Source organism: Bradyrhizobium sp. LeoA1Lang (assembly GCF_055413685.1).
Window position 1 is genome coordinate 36,812 of record NZ_JBVAPG010000032.1, and the last position, 23,968, is coordinate 60,779.

Here is a 23,968-nt window from a genome sequence, read left to right on the forward strand (position 1 = left end):
CCACCCGGGCTACAGACTTTCTGTAAGACGCGCGAGCCAGCCGTTTCTGTCGCCGCGCTTCACGCAGGAGGGCTGCCGGAGTAAACACTGATGGTGTGGAGGTATGCTTGTGGTCGAGGGTAGGGGGAACAGCCCTATCGTGAACCTTGGATCGGCGGAGCAAACCCATGCAGAGCGAGGATCGACACGCCCATTGGCAAGACGTCTATAGCAAAAAGGCCGAGAACGAAGTTAGCTGGTTTCAGGAGAGCCCAGCTCCATCAATTGAATTGATCATGCAGGTCGGAGCGACGCGCGCCTCCCCTATCATAGACATCGGCGGCGGTGCTTCACGTTTGGTCGATAACCTCATCGAGAACGGCTTCGAGGATGTTACCGTGCTCGATATATCCGAAGCTTCGCTGCAGGTTGCCAGAACCCGTCTTGGGAACCGTGCTGCAAAGGTCGATTGGATCGTCGATGACGTAACGACGTGGGAGCCGACAAGGACCTACGACATCTGGCATGATCGTGCCACGTTCCACTTCCTGACCGAGGAGAACGACCGCACGGCCTATGTGGAGCGCTTGATGCAGGCGTTGAAGGTGGGCGGTCACGCGATCATCGCCACCTTCGCGCCGGACGGACCGGAACGCTGCAGCGGATTGCCTGTCGTGCGCTACGACCCGGAGGGCCTCGGCCGGATCCTGGGCCCTGCGTTCGAGCTCACCGATCGGCGGCAGCATCGGCATGGAACGCCATGGGGCACGGAGCAGTCGTTCCAGTTCAGCATGTTTCGCAGGGCCGACATCCCCTGAACTGCCCCGCCCAGGAAACCGGCGATGAAGCGTTTGGCGGCATCTGGACTTTGGCTTACCCGCTCTGTACGGACGATCTCCTCCCGAAGAGGTCGCGACGTCGAGAGAAACGACTAGATGCCCCGAATACCTAGACCAGTCCAATCGATGAAGCTCCTGCTCGCCTGGATGATGCCGCAAGGCACGTCGTTCCAGACCTATGCGACGGGGTCGAAGCTGCGCTTCATCGTCCAGTGCCGCGACGTCATCGGCCGTCATATCGCGAAATATGGCCGGTTTGAACCGCAATTGACCGACTGGATTAGCGGGTACCTGCAAAATCAACCGAAGGGCATCGTCGTCGACGTCGGCGCCAATCTCGGCTGGCATGCGGTGCATGCCGCTCAGCATGCCTCCGTCACCACCGTGGTGGCGTTTGAACCGGATGCGACCAATGCCTGGCTGCTCGATCGTAATCTCACGATCAACGACATCGACAAGGTTGTCGTCTATCCTTGCGCGGTTGGTGCCGCCGTCGGGCATGCGCATTTGCACCGTTACAAGCGGTCCAACAATGGACGCCACTCGCTGATCAAGAACTATGGACTGGGCTCGCGCGTGGTCCCGTTGACCGACGTCGATTCCGCGCTCGAAGCCCTTGGCTTGGCGCAGGACCGAATTTTGCTGATGAAGATCGATGTCGAGGGCTTTGAGCCCGCGGTTCTGGCGGGCGCCGTGAAAGCGCTCGAGCGCGCCGATGTCGTCATCACGGAATACTCGCCAGAGCTGAGCCGCGACGGCGATTTGTCGGTCGAAGGGATGGTCGATCGGCTGCTTGCGGCTGGATTTGTCCCCCATCAGCTCGCAGCTAAGTCGTCCAAGGCCGTCCGGGTTGAGCTCGAGGATCTGCGTCGCATCGAAGACCAGACCGATATCCTCTGGATCAAACCGACGGCGAACGGCTCCGCCATGGCCTCATCCGCGCAGGCCGAGCCATCTGCGGGATGACGCATGCCGAGCCTGTCCCTGATCGTGATCACCAAGAACGAAGAGCACTGCATTGCGCGGTGCCTGCGTTCGGTTGATGCGGACGAGATCATCGTGGTCGACAGCGGCAGCACGGATCGAACGGTGGAGATCGCCCGCGAGAGCGGCGCACGTGTCGTGGTGACATCGGATTGGCCGGGATACGGGCCGCAGAAGAGCCGCGCGCTCGCGCTCGCGCGAGGCGACTGGGTCCTGTCGCTTGATGCCGACGAATGGATCGAGCCGGAATTTGGCGACCGGATCAGGAGCGCCATCAACGCGGCGGACGCACATGCCGCCTACCAGACGCTCCGGCGATCGCGTTTCTGCGGCAAGGCGCTGAGATTCGGAGGTTGGTCTTCCGACTATGTCGTTCGCCTGTTCCAGCGCGGACAGGCCCGATTTTCCGACGACCTGGTCCACGAGGGGCTGATCGTCGACGGCCCCATCAAGCGGATCGATGTCACCATCGAACATGATTCGATCGAATCCTGGTCCGACGCCCAGGACAAGGTCGACCGCTATTCCCGAGCCGCAGCCGAGCAGATGAACGCCCGCGGCCGCCGCGCAGGCCCGTTCGCTGCGCCTTTGCATGGCTTGGCCGCCTTCCTGAAGGTCTACGTTCTGCGCCTGGGCTTCCTGGACGGAGCAGCCGGCTGGGGCGTGGCACAGTACAATCGGCAATATTCCGCCGCGAAGTGGCGGCGTCTTGCGGAATATTCGGCGCAAGCCAAGCGTGGCCGTTGATTGGCAGCCATCATGCTCTAGTTGCCCGTACCAACCGTACCTCGTCTCCTCGCCGCCTTCAGGTCAGCGATTGCGTCTTCCATGATCGTTGTCGGCACGAAGCTCGGCGGAAACGAACGCGGCGGAAACTCCTTGAACGTGACCATGAACTGAGAAACATCGTCCATCGCGCCGTAGATCGCACCGACGTGATTGAGGTTCCAGTCCCAGTAGGTGTTGGAGGTGATGTCCGCCCGCTCGAACGGATCCTGGAACAGATTGTAGATCTTCTGCAGGCGCAATTTCGTGAAAGGCTCGGCCCAGACCTGCATCTGTCCCGGAGCACGTTGCTCGGCATAGACATATTTGTAGTCGCCCTTTCGAAGGGCAACGAGCAGACCATCGTCGTCGGCGTAGAAGAACTTGTCGCGGGCGCTCTTGACCCCGTTGTTGTTTGCCGCGGTCCCGCTCACGTTGCGGAGGAATTGCGACTGGTCGTAGCCGTCGAGATGCACCTTGTAGTCGATACCGTTGGCGGTGTAGCCGGCTCGCAGCTTGTTGACGATATCGGGTTCTCCGGCGATCGAGCACAGTGTCGGTATCCAGTCGTTGTGGCTCATGAGCTCGTTGGTGACCGTTCCGGGCTTGATCACGCCGGGCCAGCGAACCAGGCAGGGCACGCGGAACGCACCTTCCCAATTGGTGTTCTTTTCCGAACGGAACCAGGTCATGGCGCCATCCGGCCAGGTGTTCATGTGAGGTCCGTTGTCGCTGGTGTAGACAACGATGGTGTTGTTCGCGATGCCCATGTCGTCGAGCGCGCCGAGCAGCGCCCCGATCGTGTCGTCATGCTCGATCATGCCGTCGACATACTCGCTGTCGCCGTGCGTGTAGCGCCCGCGATGGCTGTCGCGCACATGCGTTCGCAGATGCATGCGTGTGGAATTGAACCAGCAGAAGAAGGGCCGCCCTGCTGATTGCTGACGCTTCATGAAATCGATCGCCGCCGCCGAGGTCTCGTCGTCGATGGTTTCCATTCGCTTCTTGGTGAGCGCGCCGGTATCCTCGATCGTCTGCTTGCCGATCCTTCCGAAGCGCGGATCGACGGTCGGATCGTCGCGGTCGGTTGCCTTGCACCTCAACACGCCGCGCGGTCCGAATTTGGCGCGGTAGGCAGGATCCTTCGGATAGTCGGGCAGCTCGGGCTCTTCCTCGGCGTTGAGGTGGTAGAGATTGCCGAAGAACTCGTCGAAGCCATTCACGGTCGGCAAGGTTTCGTTGCGATCGCCGACGTGATTCTTGCCAAATTGCCCGGTCGCGTAACCGAGATGCTTGAGCAAACCGCCTGCTGAAGGATCAAGCTGGCTCATTCCCATCGGCGCCCCGGGGTAGCCCACCTTCGTCAGTCCGGTTCGGATTCCATGCTGCCCGGTCAGGAAGGCCGCGCGACCTGCGGTGCAGGACTGCTCGCCATAGTAATGAAGGAATCTGATCCCCTCCCGGGCGATCCGATCGATATTGGGCGTCTCATAGCCCATGAGACCGCCGGAATAGGCGCTGATATTCGCGATGCCGATGTCATCGCCGAAGATAACGAGAATGTTCGGCTTGCGGTCGCCGGGCGGTAGCGATGCGGCGGGAGCCGGCGCCGCTGACTTTTGGTCCTGGCCAAGCGCCTCGGAGGTCAGCGTCGCGGCGACCAGCGCCGTCCCGCTCAAAAGCAAGTTGCGGCGATCGAGAAACGACTGTTTCTTCTCCGAGCTCATCGTTCACTCCCATTTCTGACTACGCACCTGAAACCGACATGGCTCGTCGACGTGTCGACCGGTTCGGCATGCCGGGCGGCGGGCCGATAGCGGCGGCAATAGTTCGGCGCGCACAGATGCGAGCCGCCTTTCAAGACTTTGCGGGGAATGCGGATGTTCGGTTGACCTGAATCAAGGCTCGTGCGCTCCGGGCCGCCGCGCGGATTGTGCGGAACGCAGCAAGGCTTTGCGCTATCGGCTTCGTGCCGGGCCGACCACCAGTCGGCGGTCCATTCCCAGACATTGCCGATCATGTCGTAGACGCCGTAGCCGTTCGGCGGAAATGCCGTGACGGGCGAGGTGCGCTGGAAGCCGTCTTCGCACGCGTTCTGGACCGGGAAGTCGCCTTGCCATGTGTTGGCCATGTGCCGGCCGTCCGGCGTCAGCGTGTTGCCCCACGCGTATTCTTCACCATCCAGACCGCCGCGTGCGGCAAGCTCCCATTCAGCTTCGGTGGGAAGCTGCTTGCCGATCCATTTCGCGTAAGCGAGCGCGTCCGCGTACGAAACGTGCACCACTGGATGGTCGTCCAGGTCCTTGATGTTGCTTCCGGGTCCGTACGGTCGCCGCCAGTTGGCGCCCTTCATGAACGTCCACCATTGGCTCCAGTCGCGTAGATCGTGCACGCGACGCGGCGGCGAGAACACCAGCGAGCCGGCATAGATCATCTTCGGCAGGGCGCCGGGATAGTCTTTTGGGTGCGGCGGAATCTCCGCCGTGGTGACGTAGCCGGTCGCGTTGACGAACGTCTTGAATGCGCCGTTGGTCACCGGTGTACGGTCGATCCAGAAGCCGTCCACGCTCACCCGATGGCTGGGCGCCTCTTCGGGGTAGTGATTGTCGGAACCCATTCGGAAAGTGGCGCCGGGAATCCAAATCGTGTCGCTGGCAGCGAGATCGGTCGGCCGCCCCGTGCGCTCGATACCCGACTCCGACATTCCCACTTCCCGACACAGATCAGCGACTGCCGCCGGCACGTCCCGGAAATTCAGTCCGCGCCGTCAAGGACGTGACGGTAATCTACCACAGGTGGCACGTGAGAAAAATGTCACCGCCGCTGACCTATAGACGCTGCCACAAAATGCATATTCGAGCCCGGGCTGGTGACTTACTAATGAACTGGCAGCGAACCTGCCGCGCTTCTGCACCGACCCCGAAGGCTTCGACCGCTCAGCCTTTCACCGCGAATTCGATGCGAGCATTGTCCGGTTTTTTCGGGAGCATCGTGGCGGCGGCGCGGAGACGTGTTGAGCTGAGCAGCGTGGAGCCCGTAGCCCGGGTGAAGCGCCAGCGTAACCCGGGGCCGCTCACAGACCATCCACGCAGATGTCCCGGGTTGCGCGTTCCGCTGCACCCGGGCTACGGGCTCCGCGGTTCAAACCAGCAATTTTTACCATTGGGATAAAGGGGATGGTGCCCAGGAAAGGACTCGAACCTTCACGGCCGTGAGGCCACTGGCACCTGAAGCCAGCGCGTCTACCAATTCCACCACCTGGGCACGTGGCGGGGTTAGTAAGGACCGGTCGCGCGCTTGTCAAATAGACGATTGGAAACTCAAATAGTCTGTACAGGGTGACCGCGATGGCGTATCGCGACATCCGGCTGAACAGGCCCCAAAATCGCACCTATTTCGACCCGCAGGAACTGACCCATGGCATCGAACCTGGAAACGCTCGTCACGGTTTTCGGCGGATCGGGCTTCCTGGGGCGGCACGTGGTCCGGGCGCTGTGCAAGCGGGATTACCGCGTTCGCGTCGCCGTCCGGCGACCGGAACTGGCCGGGCACCTGCAGCCGCTCGGCAAGGTCGGCCAGATCCACGCCGTCCAGGCTAATCTGCGCTACCCGGCCTCGGTGGCCGACGCGATGCGCGATTCGCACGTCGCCGTTAACCTGGTCGGCATCCTCACCGAGAGCGGCGGGCAGACGTTCGAGGCGGTTCAGGCCAAGGGCGCCGAGGCGGTGGCTGCGGCCGCAAGCGCGGAAGGCGCGCGGGTGGTGCATGTCTCGGCGATCGGCGCCGACGCCGATTCGGCTTCCGCCTATGCCCGCGCCAAGGCGGCTGGCGAAGCGGCGGTGCTGGCGGCCTCGCCGTCCGCCACCATCCTGCGCCCGTCGCTGGTGTTCGGGCCGGAGGATCAATTCACCAACCGCTTCGCGGCAATGGCCCGGATGTCGCCGGCAATCCCGCTGGTCGGCGGCGGCCTGACCAAGATGCAGCCCACCTTTGTCGGCGACGTCGCCACCGCGGTGGCCGATGCCGTCGACGGCAAGACCAAGCCGGGCGCGACCTACGAATTGGGCGGCCCGGAAGTGCTGACCATGCGCGAGATCATGGAGACGATCCTTGATATCACCGACCGCGACCGCGCGCTGGTCTCCCTGCCGTTCGGCCTCGCCAAGATCCTGGCCGCGTTCCTGCAATTCGCACCGGGCGCGCTGAAGCTCACGGCGGATCAGGTCGAGTTGTTGCGCAAGGACAATGTGGTGTCGGACGCGGCCAAGGCCGCCGGCCTCACCTTCGAGGGGCTCGGCATCACGCCCGATTCGCTGGAAGCAATCACCCCGCAATATCTCTGGCGCTTCCGCCCGGCCGGCCAATTCGAGCGCAAGAACGCATATCGTCCGCCGTCTCAGGCTTGATCCGCCACGCATAACCGCAAATCTCGATGCGGCGCGACGCTCGGGCCGCAACCTCCCGCCTCGCCCCTTGTGGGAGAGGCCGGATTTCGCGCGCCAGCGGGAAATCCGGGTGAGGGGTTTCTCTCCGCGAGTACGGTGGCCCTTGAGAGAAACCCCTCACCCGGATCGCATTCCGCTTCGCTGCATGCGCTCCGGCCTCTCCCACAAGGGGAGAGGCGGAACCGAGCAAGCGGAGAGAGAGATCGTACGGCCGCCGCCTGCCCCTTACCTTCCCAGCGCCAGCGCGATCAGGCCGAGCGTGCCGACGATCACGCGCCACCACGCGAACAGTGTGAAGCCGTGGCGGGTGACATAGGAGAGAAAGGTCTTCACCACGACCACAGCGGTGATGAGCGAGACCACGAATCCGATCGCGACGATCCATAGATTGTCCGTCGTCATCTCGGCGCGGTTCTTGTAGAAATCATAGGCGAAGGCGCCGATCATGGTCGGGATCGCCAGGAAGAACGAGAACTCCGCCGCCGCGCGCTTGTCGGAGCCGAGCAGCATTGCCGCGACGATCGAGGCGCCGGAGCGCGATACGCCCGGGATCATCGCCATGCACTGCGCGATGCCGATCCACAGGTACATCAGCAGCGGGAATCTCGTCGCGTCATGTTCGCGCGGCTTGAGCTCGAGCTGATCGACCCACAGCAGGATGGCGCCGCCGACGATCAGCGAGAAGCACACGATCCATGGATTGAACAGAACTGTCTTGATGTATTTGCCGGCAATGAGGCCGACGATGACGGCCGGCAGGAAGGCGACCAGCACGCCGATGACGAAGCGCCGGTCATCGGCATTGGAGAACATGCCGAGCGCGACCCGCGATAATTTCCCGAAATAGAGTCCGACGATGGCAAGGATCGCGCCGAGTTGGATCAGGACGGTGAAGCTGTCCCAGAAGGGGCCTTCACCGAGACCGAAGAATCGTTCCGCCAGCAGAAGATGCCCGGTCGATGAAACGGGCAGGAACTCCGTCACGCCTTCGATTATGCCCAGAATCACCGCCCGCAACGTATCGGTCATCATGATGTGGCCTGCTTTTGCTGGAGAAATCGGGTCCTTCTCGCCTATTCCCCGTTTTGCTGCAATCGCTAAAAACGCCAAACATAGGTTGCCTGATTCGTCTGATTGGCTAGAGCATGATCCGGAAAAGCGGAAACCGGTTTTCCTTCGCGACAAACGCGATGCGTTTGCGCGGAGATCATGCTCAAACTGAGAGCATGGTGCGGAGAAGTGGCAGACCGGTTCTGCAAAAAGATCATGCTCAAACAAAGACATGGGACCATGATCCGATTTCATCTAATCGCATCGTGAATTAGTGTCCCTGATCTGCCGCGGCTTCGACACGATCAGGCCGTGAACTGCTGAAGGACTTCATGTACACGCTGTTTCATCATCCGTTCTGTCCGCATTCCCGTTTCATTCGCCTGGTGCTTGGCGAATACGGGCTCGATCTGCGGCTGGTGGAGGAACGGGTCTGGGAACGTCGCGAGGCCTATCTGGCGCTCAATCCGGCGGCAACGACGCCGACCTTGATCGCCGAGGGTTTCCCGCCGGTTCCCGGTGTCAGCGTGATCGCCGAATATCTCGACGAGGCGCATGGGCTGAATGCCGGCGACCGGCGCCTGATGCCGACCTCGATGGCCGAACGCGTCGAGGTGCGCCGGCTGATGTCGTGGTTCAACGACAAGTTCTTCGAGGAGGCCTCCAATCCGCTGGTGACCGAGCGCATCTACAAGCGCTTCATGAGCGAGGAAGACGGCGGAGGCGCCCCGAATGCGGAGGTGCTGCGCGCGGGCAAGGCCAATGTGCGCTATCATCTGACCTATATCGGCTGGCTGGCGCGGACGCGGAACTATCTCGCCGGCGACCGGCTCACTTACGCGGATCTCGCCGCCGCGGCGCATCTTTCGGCGATCGACTATCTAGGCGACGTGCCATGGAGCGAGGACGACGCAGCAAAGGCGTGGTACGCGCGGGTGAAATCCCGCCCGTCGTTCCGCCCGCTGCTCAGCGAGTGGCTGGCGGGCGTGCCGGCGTCGCGGACCTATGTGGACCTCGACTTCTGAACCCACCGACCAAGCTTTCACCGGCCGATCTCAAATCCGCGCTCGAACACGAAGCCCGCGCGCTCGGTTTCGACTGCATCGGCGTGACCGATCCCGGCGCGATCGGCGGCGCGGCCAAATATTTCCGCGAGTTCCTCGACTTGGGCGGCCATGGCGACATGGATTGGCTTGCGGCGCATCCTGAGCGCCGCAGCGATCCGCGCGTGCTCTGGCCCGGCGTGCGCTCGATCATCATGCTCGGCGTCAATTACGGGCCGGACGAGAATCCGCTCGAGATCCTGAAGCGCCGCGACCGCGGCGCGATCTCGGCTTATGCGCAGGGCGATGATTATCACGATGTGATCAAGAAGCGGCTGAAGACGCTGGCGCGATGGCTGGTCGCGGCCAGCGGCGATGACGTGAAGGTGTTCATCGACACCGCAGCCGTGATGGAAAAGCCGCTCGCGCAAGCCGCCGGTCTCGGCTGGCAGGGCAAGCACACCAACCTGGTGTCGCGCGACTTCGGCTCATGGCTGTTCCTCGGCGCGATCTTCACCGCAAGCGAGCTGCCGCGCGATTCCGCCGACATCGATCATTGCGGCTCCTGCACCGCCTGCCAGGACATCTGCCCGACCGCGGCATTTCCCGCGCCCTACAAGCTCGATGCGCGGCGCTGCATCTCCTATCTCACCATCGAGAGCAAGGGCCCGATCCCGCGCGAATTCCGCAAAGCAATCGGCAACCGCATCTATGGCTGCGACGATTGCCTTGCGGTGTGCCCATGGAACAAGTTCGCGCAAGCCGGACGTGAAGCAAAGCTCGCAGCCCGCGAGGAATTGCGCGCCCCAACGCTTGCCGATCTCGCGCGGCTCGACGATGCCGCGTTCCGCGCGCTGTTCTCGAAATCGCCGGTCAAGCGCATCGGCCGCGACCGCTTTGTCCGCAACGTGCTGATCGCGATCGGCAACTCCGATGATGCAGCTTTGGCCGGTGAGGCCGAGCGCCTGCTCGACGACGCAAGCCCGCTGGTGCGCGGCGCAGCCGTCTGGGCCTTGTCGCAACTGACGGCGCCTGAAACGTTTGCGGCACGAGCCACAAAGGCACTTGGCGCGGAGACCGATGACAGCGTGCGCGAAGAGTGGCGCGCATCAGCACCCGTGCCAGACCCTCATCCTGAGGAGCGCGAAGCGCGTCTCGAAGGATGAGGCCACCGGCCGGGCCACATGGTTCTCCCGGCGATGCGAAGCATCGTCCGGAGACGGCGCTTGCGCGCCTCCTCACCATGAGGGTCAACAGTGATTTCACCGCGCGAATTCGAAGTCGTAGCGGCCAGATCGCATCGAATATGACGATCATATGAATGATCTAGCGCAAGGAGACCGCCCCGCGCGCGAGGCATAGAGATGTCAGTGATGTCTCGCGCCCGGTGGTGTCATGAAAGCCCAGATCATTAGAGAACTCGGACAGGCCGATATTCTGCTGCCGTCGCTTGTCGCCGAAGGCCTCGCCGCCAACGATCGCATCAAGGTCCGCTTGAGCGCACTGCAAGCCGCCGCCGAACATGCGCGGCAGCCCGATCACCCAATCAACGAGCTCGCCGTGGAGAGCCACGCCGCAGGGATCGCGCCGGCCTCGATCGCGTCGCTGGTCGCCGGCGCGCACATGATCGGCGACAGCCGCATCAGTGCGCCCGCGCTCGCGAAGCTGATGAAGGAAATCCAGGACGACATCGCGACCATGATCCGCGCGGTGAACGCGGGCAGCACTGCAGACGGCGAGAAGGCGAATGCTCGGCTCGACGCGATCCGCACCGCCGGCCTGCTCGATGCATCCAGCGAGATCGAGCTCGCGCGGATCGCGCGGCTGACCGGTGTCGGCGAGGATTCGGGCGCGAGCCTGCACCGGCTGGTGATGGAATTGCACAAGGCGCTCAACAAGCTCGCCGCCGGCTGCTCGGAAGAGGTGCTTGCCGGCGCCCATGTGTTCGGCCTGCACATCGAGGACCGCGCGCCGGTCGAAAGCTTCATGAAAGGCCTGAACGAGACCCGCGGCCTCAAATTCGATCACCCCGGCCTCGACACCATGGCGACGCGGTCCGATGGCCGGCTCCTGATCCAGAACGATATCGGCACCACCGACGCGCATGTGCTGGTGATCGCGGTCAGGAAGAATGCGGTCACCGTCACCTATAGCGACGTACACTTGGCGCGCGCGAAATTCTTCATCTCGCTGTTCGACAAGTTCGAGGCGAAGTGGAGCGGGCTCGACCGCCATTCGGCTGATGGCCTTGGCGAGGACAACGCCTTCTTCCTCGTCACCGGGCAGTTCGAGGGGGGAAGCGCGGCGGACCGCAACGATTTCCTGGCCGCGGTCGGCGCCGCGCTGGTCTTCCTGATCGACTGGAACAAGGCGCGGAAATTGCTGCGGAGCTGGGTCGCCAAGGACGACGCCGCGCGGATCCTGGAATGGGCGGCGCGGCACCGGATCGGCCACCGCGCCTTCCTCGAACTCGGCGGCAATGAACTGCTCGGCGGCGCCGTGCGCAATGCCGCGCCGAACCGCATCGGTTTCGGTGAGCGGCTCGACCAGGCGCTCGGTCGCGCGGCCGCGATCGATTTCCTCAAGACCGTGCTGCGGCTTTCGACCGAGGCGCTGCTCGCCGGCCAATCGGTCAGGATGGTGCGTGACCAGATCGAGGCCGATCTGGTGCGGCGGCTGGAGCGGGTCGAGAGCGCGCTGCTGGCGATGGTGCTGCGTCAGGTCGGGCTGGCGCATGACCTCGTCGCCGCCATCTCCCGTTATGTCGCCACGCTACAGGCCAACCAGACCGCCGACGGCAAGGCGCTCGCCGCGCGCGCAAGCCATATCGAGCAGAAGGCGGATCGCCTCGCCTTCGAGGCGCGGCGCGAAGTCACCCGGCTCGATGCGCGCCCCGTCATCGGGCAGTTGATCGATCGCGCCGAAGAAGCCGTCGATGAACTCGAACAGGCCGCCTTCATCGCCTCGCTTACGCCTGCCTGCCTCGACAAGTCGCTGGTGTCGGCGCTCGCCGAACTCTGCGCGGTCGCCATCACCGCGACCGAAGCCGCCGCCAGCGGGCTTGCCGCTGCGATCGAAGTGCCGGAGGGCCGCCGCGCCGATTCCGCGGATGCGCTCGCTGCCGTCGTCCGCCTGGTCGACGCCGAGCACGCCGCCGACACATGCGAACGCACCATCACCACGCTGGTGTTCACCGGCGGCCACGATGTCGCGACCTCGCTGTCCACACTCGAACTCGCCCGCGCAGTGGAGCGCTCGACCGACCGCCTCGCCGGCTTCGGGCACCTGTTGCGACGGCACATCATGATCGATCTGGCGGCGTGAAGGGGAGGCAACAATGCAAATCGTGCGTATCGGCGGCGACGAGACCGTCTGTCACCCGGCCGAAGAGATCGGCGCCAAGGCTGCGAACCTCGCCAGGATGGCCGCGCTCGGCCTGCCGGTGCCGCCGGCCTTTGTGCTGCCTGTCAAACTCTGCGCCGATCTCACCGACAAGCACGTGCACGCAGAGCGGCGCTTGCGCGACGGGCTGAAGGAAGGCATCGCGTTCCTGGAAAGCGTCACCGGCAAGCGCTTTGGCGATCACCGGCATCCGCTATTGGTCTCGGTGCGCTCAGGCGCCGCGCGTTCGATGCCCGGCATGCTGGAAACAGTGCTCAATGTCGGCTGCACTTCGCCCGCGGTGCATGGCCTGATCCGCGCCACCGGCCGGCCGCGATTGGCATGGGATTGCCGCCGGCGTTTCCTGGAGAGCTTTGCCGAGACCGTGCTCGGCTTCGACCTTGCGCCATTCGCGGCGCGGATCGCCGAGCTCACCGCGCAAGAAGACGTTGCGACCGACCGCGAGCTCGACAGCGAGGCGATCGAACGGCTCGCCGCCGACGAGCAGGCGTTGATCGAGGATCGCGACGACGGCTGGCTCGAGGATGCGGAAGCGCAGCTCGAACGCGCAGCCCACGCGGTCTATCAGTCCTGGATGAGCGAGCGCGCGCAGACCTATCGCCGGCTGCAGAACCTCGAAGATTTGAAGGGCACTGCCGTGACGGTGCAGGCCATGGTGTTCGGCAATGGCGGGCTCGCTTCGGGCGCGGGCGTTGCCTTCTCGCGCGACCCTTCGAACGGCACAGCGCGGCCGATGATCGACCTGGTGCTCGACGCGCAGGGAGAGGACGTCGTGTCCGGCCGGCGCACGCCAGACAATGAGGCGACGATCGCCCGCGCGCTGCCGAGGCTCACGAGCGAGCTCGGTGACATCCTGAAACGGCTGGAACGGGAATTTGCCGACGTCCAGGACGTCGAATTCACCGTCGAGGATGGCAAATTGTGGATCCTGCAGACGCGCTCCGCCAAACGCACGCCGCGCGCTGCACTCAGAATCGCGATCGACCTCGTGCATGAGGGACTGATCACGCCAAAGGAGGGACTCAGCCGCATCGCCGATGTCGACCTCGCCTCGCTGGTCGAAGTCTCGCTGGCAGCAGTGGAGGATCCGGTCGTCACCGGCATCGGCGCCTCCGGCGGCATCGCTGTGGGGCGCGCCGCCTTCGATTCCGAAAGCGCGCAGCGGCTTGCTTCCGCCGGCGACCCCGTGATCCTGATGCGCCCGGACACCAGCACGGCCGATGTCGCCGGCTTTGCGGTGGCGGCCGGCATCGTCACCGCCGTCGGCGCCCGCACAGCCCATGCCGCGCTGGTCGCGCGGCAGATGGGCAAGCCGTGCATCGTCGGATGCGCCGACATGACGATCGACGCCGTGGCCGAACGCGCCTCGCTCGGCAAGTCGCCCATCCTGGCGGGCGACTGGATCACCATCGAGGGCGATGGCGGCAATATCTATCTCGGGCGGCGTGAGACGGTCGTGAAACGGCCGGAAGCGGAGCTTGCGGAAATCGCGAGCTGGCGGTCGCAGCAGGTGCGCAAGTCGGCGCCGGCTTGAGCAGCGCAACGTCCTCACCCCTTGTCATTCCGGGGCGATGCGCAGCATCGAGCCCGGAATCCATTTCACCACTTACCCCGCGGCCTGATGGATTCCGGGCTCGCGCTAACGCGCGCCCCGGAATGACGGCCTCAGTTGGCGAGATGCCGCGCCATCTCGGGGCGCGCCTTCAGCTCGGCGCCCTGCTTGGCGACGATCTTTGCGATTCGCTCTGGCACAAAGTGCATATCGAGGAAGGCCGGGGCGGTGTTGGCGACCTCGTGATATTCCGCGATGCGGCCATCGCGAAGGGTCATGATCGCAACGCCCTCGAACATCGCCCGCGCGCCACCAGCCTCCGGCAGCGTCGAGCGGTAGCTGAACGTATAGCGCGCGTACAGCATACGGCCGTCGCTGACGGGGTCATGCATGTCCCAGCGGAAATCGGTCGCGGTGCGATAGAAGACGTCATGGATCATGTCAGCGATCGCGGCATGCCCCGTGAACGCGCCATAGAACACGTCGTGATAGACGCCGTCGTCCGTGAACAAATCAGCGAATGCAGCGCCCTTCCGCTGTTCGACAGCATCGCAGAAGGCGCGGAGCAAGCACGTTGTTTCCATGGCGTTTCTCCCCACTCTTTCTGTCATGCCCCGCGCAGGCGGGGGCATCCAGTATTCCACAGCGGTCGTGATACATCGATGGGCCGCGGCGTACTGGATCATCCGCCTTCGCGGATGATGACAGCGTGAGTGGCCGCTCACCCCATCTCCTTCACTGCGGCGATGATGCGGGCGATGTCCTGCGGGCGCGACAGGCGGTGGTCGCCGTCCTGGATCATGGTCAGCACCACGTCCTCGCTCGGCAGCCGATGCGCCAGCGTGAACGCGTGTTGCCAGGGCACGTCGGGATCCTGCGCGCCCTGCAGGATGCGCACCGGGCAGCCGACATCGATCTTGGCCCCGAGTAACAAATGATTGCGTCCCTCCTCGATCAGCGCCCGCGTGATCGGATAGGGGCTATCGCCATATTGCGACGGCCGCAGCCAGACGCCCTTGGTCTCGATCTCGGCACGGATTTCCGGCGAAAAGCCCTTCCACATCAGCTCTTCGGTGAAATCCGGCGCCGGCGCGATCAGTACCATTCCCGCGAGCGAGGCGCTGATGTCGGCACGCCTGGCAAGCTCGCGCGCCAGCAGCAGCGCCATCCAGCCGCCCATCGAGGAGCCGATCACGACCTGCGGCCCGCTGCAGAACTGCGCGAACACCGCGACACTCTCCTCGAGCCAGCGTCCAATGGTGCCGTCGATGAACTTGCCGCCGGATTCGCCATGGCCGGAATAATCGAACCGGACAAAGGCGCGTTCGTGTTCCACGACCCACGCATCGAGCGCGACCGCCTTGGTGCCCTTCATGTCGGAATTGAAGCCGCCGAGCCAGAACAGCCCAGGACTACGCTCAGGACCGCCCGCAAGGCTGCGACCTCCGCGCGCACGCACCGCAATGCGGCGGCTTTCGGCGCCGTTCCCTACCTCGATGAACTCTGGTTCCTGGTCGATAGTCGCGGGACTGGTCATGGGATCGTCATTCTCATCAGTGCGTTTTCGATAGACACAGGCAAACCGTGAGCAGGGAACATATCTCTCCTTGTAGAGTATCCGCTCACCAAATATCTGCTCTGTCGCGTGACCTAAATGCCGCGCATTTGACGGTTTTGGGATGCAACTTGCGAGCACGCTTGCCCGTTGCCAAGTATTGCTTCAAAATATCGCCTTCCTTCACAACTTTGGAGAGTTACCCATTCGCCGTCCCAATAGAGCCCCGCCCGCTGTCGCCAAAGACGGGCCGCGCACCAACGATGAAATCCGCAACGCGCAGATCCAGCTAATCGACCAGAACGGTACCAATATAGGCACCGTGGAAACCATGGTGGCCATCAAGATGGCCATGGAAGCCGGTATGGACCTGGTCGAGATTTCGCCGAATACGAGTCCCCCGGTCTGCAAGATCATGGACTACGGGAAGTACAAATATTCTGCGCAGAAGAAAGCCGCCGAAGCCCGCAAGAAACAGAAGATCGTCGAGATCAAGGAGATCAAGCTCCGTCCGATGATCGACGATCACGACTACGACGTGAAGATGCGCGCGATGCAGCGCTTCTTTGAGGAGGGCGACAAGGTCAAGATCACCTTGCGCTACCGCGGTCGTGAAATGGCGCACCAGGAAATCGGCACCAAACTGTTGGACAAGGTCAAGGCCGACGTCGCGCAATACGCCAAGGTCGAGCAGGACGCGAAGTTCGAAGGCCGCCAGGTCGTGATGGTGCTGGCGCCGCGCTGAGGCGAATTTTCGATCGGTGAAAGAAAACGCCCGCCGGACCGATCCGGCGGGCGTTTCCGTTCAGCCCGTAGCCCGGGTGGAGCGCAGCGCAACCCGGGTCTGTCGCCAAGCGATGCAGGCGTCCCGCAGCGGTTCCGGGATTGCCAATTCGCCCCTACTCTGCCATAAGCGCAACCTTCGCCGCCCGGCTGATCAAGGGCTGCCGTGGCGACGTTCTGTGCGGGTTGTTTCATTTGCGAAAAACCTGAGCACATTCAACGCTCTAACGAGCATTTTAGCCGGCCGGCGCCCCTCGCGGGGCGGTTTCGTGCTGGCACTTAAGGAGAGCCAAATGCCCAAGCTGAAGACCAAATCGGGCGCCAAAAAGCGCTTCAAAGTGACCGGTACCGGCAAGGTGATGCACGCCCAGCGCGGCAAGCGCCACGGCATGATCAAGCGGACCAACAAGCAGATCCGCCAGCTCCGCGGCACCCGCGTGCTGTTCAAGACCGACGGCGACAACATCAAGAAGTACTTCTTGCCGAACGCTTGAGCCGAGCCGCTTGAACCTCGCCGCGGTCCGCGCGGCCCCCGTCACCACTTCAGAAATCTAAGGATTTAAGTCATGTCTCGCGTCAAACGCGGTGTGACCGCCCACGCCAAGCACAAGAAAGTCTACAAGGCCGCCAAGGGCTATTACGGCCGCCGCAAGAACACCATCCGCGTCGCCAAGCAGGCGGTCGAGAAGGCCGGCCAATATGCGTTCCGCGACCGCAAGCGCAAGAAGCGGACCTTCCGCGCGCTCTGGATCCAGCGCCTCAACGCCGCCGTCCGCCCGTTCGGCATGACCTACAGCCGCTTTATCGACGGCCTCTCCAAGTCGGGCGTCGTTGTCGACCGCAAGGTGCTGTCGGATCTCGCGATCCACGAGCCGGCGGCGTTCCAGGCGATCGCCGAGAAGGCCAAGGCCGCGCTCGCGGCCTAAACCATCGTCGCTTTTCTGCGAAGTTTCTGGAAATTGTCATGCCCGGCTAGGTCCGGGCATGCGGGCTGGGAGCGCCGGCTTGGTATCCTGGCCAAAAGGGATTGCCATGACCGACCTAGCCCGACTCGAATCGCAAATCCTCGCTGACATTACCAACGCCGGCGACGAAGCGGCGCTGGAAGCCGTGCGTGTCGCCGCCCTCGGCAAGAAAGGCTCAGTCTCGGCGCTGCTTGCCACCCTTGGCAAGATGTCGCCCGAGGAGCGCAAGACACAAGGCGCGGCGATCAACCTTGCCAAGGACAAGGTCACTCAGGCGCTCGCCGAGCGCCGCGAGGTGCTGAAGGCCGCCGCGCTCGATGCCCGGCTTGCCTCTGAGACCATCGACGTCACACTGCCGCTGCGCGAGGCGCCGGCGGAAGCGGGCCGCATCCATCCGCTCAGCCAGGTCTGGGACGAGCTGACGGCGATCTTCGCCGACATGGGATTTTCGGTCGCCGAAGGTCCCGACATAGAGACCGACGACTACAACTTCACCAAGTTGAACTTCCCGATCGGCCATCCCGCGCGCGAGATGCACGACACCTTCTTCTTCAATCCGAAGGAGGATGGCTCGCGCATGCTGTTGCGGACCCACACCTCGCCGGTGCAGGTGCGCACGATGCTGACGCAGAAGCCGCCGATCCGCGTGATCTGTCCCGGCCGCACCTATCGCATCGATTCGGACGCGACCCACACGCCGCAATTCCACCAGGTCGAGGGGCTCGTGATCGACAAGGAGTCGCATCTCGGCCACCTCAAATGGATCCTGCACGAGTTCTGCAAGGCGTTCTTCGAGGTCGACCACATCAACATGCGCTTCCGGCCGTCGTTCTTCCCATTCACCGAGCCGTCGCTGGAAGTCGACATCCAGTGCCGCCGCGACAAGGGCGAGATCCGCTTCGGCGAGGGCGAGGACTGGCTGGAGATTTTGGGCTGCGGCATGGTGCACCCGAACGTGCTGCGCGCCTGCGGCCTCGACCCCGACGTCTACCAGGGTTTTGCCTGGGGCATGGGCATCGACCGCATCGCGATGCTGAAATACGGCATGAGCGACCTGCGCCAATTGTTCGACAGCGACGTCCGCTGGCTCAGCCACTACGGCTTCAAGCCGCTCGATCTCCCGACGCTCGCGGGAGGGCTGAGTACGTGAATCTGAGTGCTGTGCCCGAGCAATATCGGAGCTTGCGCGCGTTCGCCTTTGGCGACGGCCCTGGGCTTGCCGACGAATTGCTCGAACTCGTCATGAAAGGCATCAAGACCGCGACCTGCAGCACTGAAGACGAGCCGAACACCTCGACATCAGGCGAACGCTGGATCGTGCTCGACGGCCGCGGCGAACCGGCTTGCGTCATCGAAACAACCGAGGTGACCTATCGCCGTTTTGGCGAGGTCGACGCAGCGTTTGCCTACGAAGAAGGTGAAGGTGACCGCAGCCTGCAATATTGGCGGGACGCGCACCGCCGCTATTTCGGTCGGCAGGGCAAATTCAGCGAAGACATGATGCTGATGTGCGAGCGTTTTCGTCTGGTTGAGGTTTTTCGCGATCACAGGTTGGCATCATGAAATTCACCCTTTCCTGGCTGAAGGAACATCTCGACACCGACGAGCCCCTGGAAAAGCTCGCCGACAAGCTCACCATGATCGGGCTCGAGGTCGAGAACATCGAGGACAAGGCGAAGGCGCTGGCGCCGTTCACCATTGCGCGGGTGATCTCGGCCGAGCAGCATCCGAATGCCGATCGTCTGCGGGTCTGCATGGTCGACACCGGCAACGGTGCTGCGCCGGTGCAGGTGGTCTGCGGCGCGCCGAATGCGCGAACAGGCCTGATCAGCGTGTTCTCAGCCCCCGGCACCTTCATTCCCGGCAAGAACATCACGCTCGGCGTCGGCACGATCAGGGGCGTCGAAAGCCGCGGCATGCTGTGTTCGGCGGCCGAGCTCGAGATCTCCGACGATCATGACGGCATCATCGAATTGCCCGCCGACGCACCCGTCGGCCAGGGCTATGCCGAATGGGCCGGGCTCGGCGATCCGACAATCGAGATCAACCTGACGCCGAACCGGCAGGATTGCACCGGCGTGCACGGGATTGCGCGCGATCTTTCCGCCGCCGACATGGGCAAGCTCATCGACCCCGCGATCAAGCCGATCAAGGGTGAATTCCCCTCGCCTGTCACGGTGACGGTGGAAGACGCCTCGCTCTGCCCGGGTTTCGCGCTGCGGCTGGTGCGCGGCGTGAAGAACGGCCCATCGCCGGAATGGCTGCAGAAGCGCCTGGCTTCGATCGGGCTGCGGCCGATCAATGCGCTGGTCGATATCACCAACTTCATGACCTTCGACCGTGCGCGTCCCCTGCACGTGTTTGACGCCAGGAAGGTGAAGGGCAATCTGGTGGTGCGCCGCGCCCGCGACGGCGAGACCCTGCTCGCGCTCGACGGCCGCACCTACACACTCGATTCCTCGATGTGCGTCATTGCCGATGACGCCGGCGTCGAATCGCTCGCGGGCATCATGGGCGGTGAGGCCTCCGGCTGCGACGAGAACACCACCGACGTACTGATCGAATCGGCGCTGTGGAACGAGATCAACATCGCGCAGACCGGGCGCAAGCTCGGCATCAATTCGGATGCGCGCTATCGCTTCGAGCGCGGCGTCGACCCGGCCTTCATGGTTCCTGGTCTCGAGCTGGCGACCAAGATAGTGATGGAATTGTGCGGCGGCGCGCCGTCGGAAAGCATCGTCGTCGGCAATCGCTACGGCGACGACCGCGTGATCGATTTCCCGCTGACCGAGGTCAAGCGCCTCGCGGGAATCGAAGTCTCGCTGATCGAGACGAAGCGCATTCTCACCCATCTCGGCTTCATGGTCGCGGGCACCGGCCCGGTGGTGAAGATCGCAGTGCCGTCCTGGCGCACCGATGTGCATGGCAAGGCCGACATCGTCGAGGAGATCGTCCGCATCGTCGGCGTCGACAAGGTGCCGATGACTCCGTTCGATCGTGGCGAGGAACCTCGCAAGCCGGTGCTCACCTCTATCCAGCTCCGCACCCGCCGCGCCAAGCGCGCGCTGGCCGCGCGGGGCATGGTGGAGGCGGTAACCTGGTCGTTCATCTCAAAACCCGCGGCGGAATTGTTCGGCGGTGGTCAGGCCGAGCTGGCGCTTGCCAACCCGATTGCATCCGACCTCTCGGACATGCGGCCGAGCCTCTTGCCCGGCTTGGTCGGAGCAGCGCAGGCGAACATCAACCGCGGCTATCCTGACGTGGCGCTGTTCGAGGTCGGCCAGGTGTTCAAGGGCGACAGGCCGGAAGACCAGTTCGTTGCCGCTTCCGGCGTGCGCCACGGCTTCGCCTCGTTGGAAGGCCTGGGGCGGAGCTGGTCCGGCTCGGCCACCGCTGACGCGTTCGATGCCAAGGCCGACGCGTTTGCCGTGCTGGCAGCGGCCGGCGCGCCGGTGCAGGCGGTGCAGATTGTGCCCGGCGGCCCCGCCTGGCTGCATCCCGGACGTTCCGGCACGATCCAGATCGGCCCGCAGAACGTGCTCGGTCATTTCGGCGAGTTGCACCCGCGCGCGCTGGAGGCGCTCGGCGCCGATGGTCCGATGATCGCGTTCGAGGTGATCCTCGACCGCATCCCCGAGGCCAAGCGCAAGCCGACCCGCGCCAAGCCCGCGCTCGAACTCTCCGCGTTCCAGCCAGTGTCGCGCGACTTCGCCTTCATCGTCGACCGCAGCGTCAAGGCGGGCGATATCGTCCGTGCCGCGCTGGCCGCGGACAAGAAGCTGATCACAGAGGTCACCGTGTTCGACGTCTATGAGGGCAAGGGCATGGACGACGGCAAGAAGTCGATTGCGATCGCGGTCACCATTCAGCCGCGCGAGAAGACGCTGACCGACCAGGAGATCGACGCGGTGGCAGCCAAGATCGTCACTGACGTCACGAAGAAGACCGGCGGCACTCTCCGGGGATGAGCCCGTTCGGTCTCATCCCTTCGGACGTCAGCCTCTACGTTGCGCTGGCAATCTGTGCCATCGCCTTTGTCTCGGGAACGGCGCGCGGCTTTTCCGGTTTCGGCTCCGCGCTGATTTTCATGCCGCTGGCGAGCAGCATCGCCGCGCCCCGTCTGGTCGCAGCGCTGCTGCTGATCATCGATTTCGTCGCGGCCATGCCGCTGGTTCCGAATGCGTGGAAGCATGCCGACCGCCAGGCCACCGCGATCATGGTGCTCGGTGCACTCGTCGGCGTGCCGATCGGCACGTATTTTCTCAGCGTGCTCGACCCAGTGACCACGCGCTGGATCATTTCCGGCTTCGTCGCTGCGCTGATGGCGTTGTTGCTGTCGGGCTGGCGCTACCGCGGCAAGGACCACGCGGCGCTTTCAATCGGCATCGGCAGCCTCTCCGGCTTTTGCAGTGGGCTCGCGCAAACCGGCGGTCCGCCGATCGTCGGCTACTGGCTCGGGCGCCCGATCAGTTTCACGGTGGCGCGCGCCAACATCGTGCTGTTCTTCGGCGCCTCGGATTTCTTTTCGGTCGTGAGCTATTTCTTCACCGGCTTGATCACCGCCGATTCCATCAAGTTCTCGCTCGTGGTCGGGCCGGTCTACGCCATCGGCGTATGGTTCGGCGCCTCCCTGTTCGGCAAGGCCAGTGAACGCGTCTTCCGCGCCATCTGCTACGCCCTGATCGCCGCCGCCGTCATCGCCGGCCTGCCCATCCTCGACGGCGTGCTGCGAGGACGCTAGATTCGGAAATCGGACGCGCGCTAGCTAAAGAAAAGGCCGAGGGAGGTATCCATGATCGATCGCCGGAGCACGCTGAAACTGGCGCTGGTCGGCGCCGCCGCACTTGCCGCTCCGGCTGTGCTGGCACAGGCCACAAAGCCTCGGACGCGGATCGTCTTTCTGGGCACCAAAGGCGGTCCGCGCGTCGGCGTTGGCGCTTCAAATCCTGCCAACCTCGTTGTGGTCAACGACACGCCGTTTGTCATCGATTGCGGCATGGGCGTAAGCCGTCAGCTCGTGAACGCGGGCGTGCCAATCCCTTCCATCAAATACATCTTCATCTCCCACCATCATTCCGATCACAATCTCGAATACGGCAATCTCTTCTACAATGCCTGGGCCGCCGGCCTGTCCACGCCGATCCATTCGTTTGGCCCGAAGGGGATCGAGGCGATGACAAAGGCGTTTTGGGAGCTGAACAAGTTCGACGTCGAGACCCGAATCGAGGATGAAGGCCGGCCCGATCCGCGCAAATTGCTGATCGCGAAAGATATCAGCGACGACGGTGTGGTGTTGAAGACATCCGACGTGACGGTCACGGCCTTCCGCACGCCGCATCCCCCGATCGTCGACAATTTTGCCTACAAGTTCGAGACGCCCGACGGCACCATCGTGTTCTCCAGCGATACCGCCTACAATCCGAAGCTCGCCGAATTCGCCAGGGGCGCCGACGTGCTGGTGCATGAATGCATGTATCTGCCTGCCGTCGATCGCCTGGTCGCCAAGACGAAGAACGGAGCTACGCTGAAGAAGCATCTTCTCGAAAGCCACACCACGACCGAGGATGTCGGCCGCATCGCGGCTGCTGCGGGAGTCAAGGTGCTGGTGATGAGCCATTTCGTCCCCGGAGACGACCCGCTGGTCACGGACGAGAATTGGACCGAAGACGTGAAGAAGAATTTTTCCGGCCGCATCGTGGTGGCGAAAGATCTGATGGAGTTGAAGCTGCCGGTGTGAGTCGCATGTCAACCGCGATCACGATGATCGCCGACGATGCCACCGGGGTTGCGCGCAGCAGAGCAAGGATATCAGCGCGACGAAGAGCCGAGCAGCACTACTGTACGAGCCGAGCGCGCAGCCGTGTAAATTCGGCGTCGCTGATCGACCCGGCCTGTTTCAGCCGACCGAGCTTTTCGATTTCATCTGCGGCGCTGAAACCAACTGCGCTCCTGAGTTCGTCGCGCGCCTGCCGAGCTTGTTGCATGCTACGCTCCGCCATGCCTCTTCCCTGAAGGATCAGGTATGCGAGCATGAAAATGAATGGAAATATTATCCATCCTATCACCCATATTGCCTTGACCCAGCCGGAAATGTCGTGGCGTCGGAATAGATCGGAAGCGACAGTAATGAGCAGCCAGAACCACACGATGAAGAAGAATATGGTGAGGACGTCCAGCAGGAAATTTCGATAGGTGAAGCCCTCCTGAAAGAAGAACATTGCAATCCTCCTCTGCCTGCCACTGGGTGCAACAGTTCCAGCCGACCCGATATTGTTCCTTAGAGCGCGATCCCGCCGCCCGCGTTTGATTTAGATCAATGCTTGTCGGATCGAGGGTCACCCAGGCGGGCATCCCCCGGTCTTCAACCTAGGTCTGCTTTGCCCTCAAAAGCGGAAGCCGCTCGGGTACACGCCTTCCAACCAGGCGAGTGCTTCGCTGCGCTCGCAATGACGATGTGGATGCAGTGGGTGCGACAAATCAACCCGACGGGCAAATCAGCAGAAACGTGTCCATCCTTCATGCGAAAAATATTCCGCTTTCGCCGTCGGGCAAATCAGCACTATGACTCCGCGGGTCTCACCCAAGAGAGGGGCGGGTCGCGATCG

The 23,968-nt window shown here is 63.3% G+C and carries 22 protein-coding genes and 1 tRNA gene; 16 read left to right on the forward strand and 7 right to left on the reverse strand.

The genetic code is table 11. The features are described 5' to 3' along the window. Window positions 1–167 precede the first annotated feature (167 nt). The 3 genes from ACZYOF_RS13825 (at window position 168) to ACZYOF_RS13835 (ending at window position 2,549) form a co-directional block, all read left to right on the forward strand. Complete coding sequence (locus ACZYOF_RS13825) at window positions 168–797, forward strand: class I SAM-dependent methyltransferase (RefSeq protein ID WP_463716097.1); 630 nt, start codon at window positions 168–170, stop codon at window positions 795–797. A gap of 147 nt (window positions 798–944) precedes the next feature. Beyond that, entirely contained in the window at window positions 945–1,784 is an 840-nt protein-coding gene (locus ACZYOF_RS13830; protein ID WP_463716098.1) for an FkbM family methyltransferase, read from the forward strand. A 3-nt stretch (window positions 1,785–1,787) separates the two neighbouring features. Next, window positions 1,788–2,549 carry a glycosyltransferase family 2 protein gene (locus ACZYOF_RS13835; protein ID WP_463716099.1) on the forward strand — a complete coding sequence of 254 codons (762 nt, stop codon included), beginning with the start codon at window positions 1,788–1,790 and terminating at the stop codon, window positions 2,547–2,549. Between the two features lie 17 nt (window positions 2,550–2,566). On the opposite strand, the gene ACZYOF_RS13840 is transcribed toward ACZYOF_RS13835, so the two are convergent. The 3 genes from ACZYOF_RS13840 to ACZYOF_RS13850 form a co-directional block, all read right to left on the reverse strand. Then, window positions 2,567–4,294 carry an arylsulfatase gene (locus ACZYOF_RS13840; RefSeq protein WP_463716100.1) on the reverse strand — a complete coding sequence of 576 codons (1,728 nt, stop codon included), beginning with the start codon at window positions 4,292–4,294 and terminating at the stop codon, window positions 2,567–2,569. Then, window positions 4,291–5,184 (reverse strand): formylglycine-generating enzyme family protein, encoded by an 894-nt coding sequence (locus ACZYOF_RS13845; RefSeq protein WP_463716112.1) that lies wholly within the window; start codon window positions 5,182–5,184, stop codon window positions 4,291–4,293. Before ACZYOF_RS13845 ends, ACZYOF_RS13840 begins: the two co-directional genes overlap by 4 nt. A 560-nt stretch (window positions 5,185–5,744) precedes the next feature. Next, window positions 5,745–5,831 (reverse strand) — tRNA-Leu (locus ACZYOF_RS13850). A 153-nt stretch (window positions 5,832–5,984) separates the two neighbouring features. Here ACZYOF_RS13850 and ACZYOF_RS13855 point away from each other — a divergent pair. Continuing rightward, complete coding sequence (locus tag ACZYOF_RS13855) at window positions 5,985–6,974, forward strand: complex I NDUFA9 subunit family protein (RefSeq protein ID WP_463716101.1); 990 nt, start codon at window positions 5,985–5,987, stop codon at window positions 6,972–6,974. A gap of 264 nt (window positions 6,975–7,238) precedes the next feature. On the opposite strand, the gene ACZYOF_RS13860 is transcribed toward ACZYOF_RS13855, so the two are convergent. Then, a complete protein-coding gene (locus ACZYOF_RS13860; protein ID WP_463716102.1) occupies window positions 7,239–8,045 on the reverse strand; it encodes an undecaprenyl-diphosphate phosphatase in 807 nt (268 codons plus the stop codon). Window positions 8,046–8,395: 350 nt separating this feature from the next. On the opposite strand from ACZYOF_RS13860, the gene ACZYOF_RS13865 reads away from it, so the two are divergent. The 4 genes from ACZYOF_RS13865 to ACZYOF_RS13880 all read left to right on the forward strand — a co-directional run bounded on the left by ACZYOF_RS13865 (window position 8,396) and on the right by ACZYOF_RS13880 (window position 14,042). Beyond that, the gene (locus ACZYOF_RS13865; protein ID WP_463716103.1) at window positions 8,396–9,088 is read left to right on the forward strand and encodes a glutathione S-transferase family protein; all 693 of its coding nucleotides are present in this window, start codon (window positions 8,396–8,398) and stop codon (window positions 9,086–9,088) included. Further along, window positions 9,037–10,272: a tRNA epoxyqueuosine(34) reductase QueG gene (queG, locus tag ACZYOF_RS13870; protein ID WP_463716104.1), complete on the forward strand. Its 1,236-nt coding sequence runs from the start codon at window positions 9,037–9,039 to the stop codon at window positions 10,270–10,272. The genes ACZYOF_RS13865 and queG overlap by 52 nt, the downstream gene beginning before the upstream one ends. 229 nt (window positions 10,273–10,501) lie before the next feature. Continuing rightward, on the forward strand, window positions 10,502–12,430 hold the full coding sequence (locus tag ACZYOF_RS13875) for a hypothetical protein (RefSeq protein WP_463716105.1): 1,929 nt from the start codon (window positions 10,502–10,504) through the stop codon (window positions 12,428–12,430). A 13-nt stretch (window positions 12,431–12,443) separates the two neighbouring features. Further along, window positions 12,444–14,042, forward strand: coding sequence for a PEP/pyruvate-binding domain-containing protein (locus ACZYOF_RS13880; RefSeq protein WP_463716106.1), 1,599 nt, complete (start codon window positions 12,444–12,446; stop codon window positions 14,040–14,042). A 131-nt stretch (window positions 14,043–14,173) separates the two neighbouring features. Here the strand turns inward: ACZYOF_RS13880 and ACZYOF_RS13885 are convergent, their stop codons facing one another. Both ACZYOF_RS13885 and ACZYOF_RS13890 read right to left on the reverse strand, forming a co-directional pair. Then, window positions 14,174–14,644, reverse strand: coding sequence for a nuclear transport factor 2 family protein (locus ACZYOF_RS13885; RefSeq protein ID WP_130581649.1), 471 nt, complete (start codon window positions 14,642–14,644; stop codon window positions 14,174–14,176). Window positions 14,645–14,781: 137 nt separating this feature from the next. Then, window positions 14,782–15,597, reverse strand: a complete 816-nt coding sequence (locus ACZYOF_RS13890; RefSeq protein ID WP_130581648.1) for an alpha/beta hydrolase — start codon at window positions 15,595–15,597, stop codon at window positions 14,782–14,784. Window positions 15,598–15,820: 223 nt separating this feature from the next. Between ACZYOF_RS13890 and infC the strand changes: the two genes are divergently transcribed. The 8 genes from infC to ACZYOF_RS13930 all read left to right on the forward strand — a co-directional run bounded on the left by infC (window position 15,821) and on the right by ACZYOF_RS13930 (window position 23,100). Next, window positions 15,821–16,360, forward strand: a complete 540-nt coding sequence (gene infC / locus ACZYOF_RS13895) for a translation initiation factor IF-3 (RefSeq protein ID WP_130581655.1) — start codon at window positions 15,821–15,823, stop codon at window positions 16,358–16,360. A 331-nt stretch (window positions 16,361–16,691) separates the two neighbouring features. Beyond that, the gene (rpmI, locus tag ACZYOF_RS13900) at window positions 16,692–16,892 is read left to right on the forward strand and encodes a 50S ribosomal protein L35 (protein ID WP_028164829.1); all 201 of its coding nucleotides are present in this window, start codon (window positions 16,692–16,694) and stop codon (window positions 16,890–16,892) included. Between the two features lie 72 nt (window positions 16,893–16,964). Further along, window positions 16,965–17,324, forward strand: coding sequence for a 50S ribosomal protein L20 (gene rplT, locus ACZYOF_RS13905; RefSeq protein ID WP_027581334.1), 360 nt, complete (start codon window positions 16,965–16,967; stop codon window positions 17,322–17,324). Between the two features lie 106 nt (window positions 17,325–17,430). Then, window positions 17,431–18,513: a phenylalanine--tRNA ligase subunit alpha gene (gene pheS / locus ACZYOF_RS13910; RefSeq protein ID WP_463716107.1), complete on the forward strand. Its 1,083-nt coding sequence runs from the start codon at window positions 17,431–17,433 to the stop codon at window positions 18,511–18,513. Window positions 18,514–18,515: 2 nt separating this feature from the next. Further along, window positions 18,516–18,926: an ASCH domain-containing protein gene (locus tag ACZYOF_RS13915; RefSeq protein WP_130581654.1), complete on the forward strand. Its 411-nt coding sequence runs from the start codon at window positions 18,516–18,518 to the stop codon at window positions 18,924–18,926. Then, complete coding sequence (gene pheT, locus ACZYOF_RS13920) at window positions 18,923–21,331, forward strand: phenylalanine--tRNA ligase subunit beta (protein ID WP_463716108.1); 2,409 nt, start codon at window positions 18,923–18,925, stop codon at window positions 21,329–21,331. Before ACZYOF_RS13915 ends, pheT begins: the two co-directional genes overlap by 4 nt. Beyond that, window positions 21,328–22,104, forward strand: coding sequence for a sulfite exporter TauE/SafE family protein (locus tag ACZYOF_RS13925; protein ID WP_463716109.1), 777 nt, complete (start codon window positions 21,328–21,330; stop codon window positions 22,102–22,104). Before pheT ends, ACZYOF_RS13925 begins: the two co-directional genes overlap by 4 nt. 51 nt (window positions 22,105–22,155) lie before the next feature. Beyond that, window positions 22,156–23,100, forward strand: coding sequence for an MBL fold metallo-hydrolase (locus ACZYOF_RS13930; protein WP_463716110.1), 945 nt, complete (start codon window positions 22,156–22,158; stop codon window positions 23,098–23,100). Between the two features lie 97 nt (window positions 23,101–23,197). Here ACZYOF_RS13930 and ACZYOF_RS13935 read toward each other — a convergent pair whose 3' ends face one another. Continuing rightward, entirely contained in the window at window positions 23,198–23,581 is a 384-nt protein-coding gene (locus ACZYOF_RS13935; RefSeq protein ID WP_463716111.1) for an SHOCT domain-containing protein, read from the reverse strand. Between the last annotated feature and the right edge of the window lie 387 nt (window positions 23,582–23,968).

What these genes read in the sequence shown, in the direction of transcription:
- ACZYOF_RS13875 (WP_463716105.1), top strand. Translation starts at nt 10,502, where the DNA reads ATGAAAGCCCAGATCATTAGAGAACTCGGACAGGCCGATATTCTGCTG.
- ACZYOF_RS13825 (WP_463716097.1), top strand. Translation starts at nt 168, where the DNA reads ATGCAGAGCGAGGATCGACACGCCCATTGGCAAGACGTCTATAGCAAA.
- ACZYOF_RS13860 (WP_463716102.1), bottom strand. Translation starts at nt 8,045, where the DNA reads ATGATGACCGATACGTTGCGGGCGGTGATTCTGGGCATAATCGAAGGC.
- ACZYOF_RS13925 (WP_463716109.1), top strand. Translation starts at nt 21,328, where the DNA reads ATGAGCCCGTTCGGTCTCATCCCTTCGGACGTCAGCCTCTACGTTGCG.
- ACZYOF_RS13885 (WP_130581649.1), bottom strand. Translation starts at nt 14,644, where the DNA reads ATGGAAACAACGTGCTTGCTCCGCGCCTTCTGCGATGCTGTCGAACAG.
- ACZYOF_RS13930 (WP_463716110.1), top strand. Translation starts at nt 22,156, where the DNA reads ATGATCGATCGCCGGAGCACGCTGAAACTGGCGCTGGTCGGCGCCGCC.
- ACZYOF_RS13935 (WP_463716111.1), bottom strand. Translation starts at nt 23,581, where the DNA reads ATGTTCTTCTTTCAGGAGGGCTTCACCTATCGAAATTTCCTGCTGGAC.
- ACZYOF_RS13880 (WP_463716106.1), top strand. Translation starts at nt 12,444, where the DNA reads ATGCAAATCGTGCGTATCGGCGGCGACGAGACCGTCTGTCACCCGGCC.
- rplT (WP_027581334.1), top strand. Translation starts at nt 16,965, where the DNA reads ATGTCTCGCGTCAAACGCGGTGTGACCGCCCACGCCAAGCACAAGAAA.
- ACZYOF_RS13890 (WP_130581648.1), bottom strand. Translation starts at nt 15,597, where the DNA reads ATGACCAGTCCCGCGACTATCGACCAGGAACCAGAGTTCATCGAGGTA.
- rpmI (WP_028164829.1), top strand. Translation starts at nt 16,692, where the DNA reads ATGCCCAAGCTGAAGACCAAATCGGGCGCCAAAAAGCGCTTCAAAGTG.
- pheS (WP_463716107.1), top strand. Translation starts at nt 17,431, where the DNA reads ATGACCGACCTAGCCCGACTCGAATCGCAAATCCTCGCTGACATTACC.
- ACZYOF_RS13840 (WP_463716100.1), bottom strand. Translation starts at nt 4,294, where the DNA reads ATGAGCTCGGAGAAGAAACAGTCGTTTCTCGATCGCCGCAACTTGCTT.
- ACZYOF_RS13855 (WP_463716101.1), top strand. Translation starts at nt 5,985, where the DNA reads ATGGCATCGAACCTGGAAACGCTCGTCACGGTTTTCGGCGGATCGGGC.
- ACZYOF_RS13835 (WP_463716099.1), top strand. Translation starts at nt 1,788, where the DNA reads ATGCCGAGCCTGTCCCTGATCGTGATCACCAAGAACGAAGAGCACTGC.
- ACZYOF_RS13830 (WP_463716098.1), top strand. Translation starts at nt 945, where the DNA reads ATGAAGCTCCTGCTCGCCTGGATGATGCCGCAAGGCACGTCGTTCCAG.
- ACZYOF_RS13865 (WP_463716103.1), top strand. Translation starts at nt 8,396, where the DNA reads ATGTACACGCTGTTTCATCATCCGTTCTGTCCGCATTCCCGTTTCATT.
- pheT (WP_463716108.1), top strand. Translation starts at nt 18,923, where the DNA reads ATGAAATTCACCCTTTCCTGGCTGAAGGAACATCTCGACACCGACGAG.
- ACZYOF_RS13845 (WP_463716112.1), bottom strand. Translation starts at nt 5,184, where the DNA reads ATGGGTTCCGACAATCACTACCCCGAAGAGGCGCCCAGCCATCGGGTG.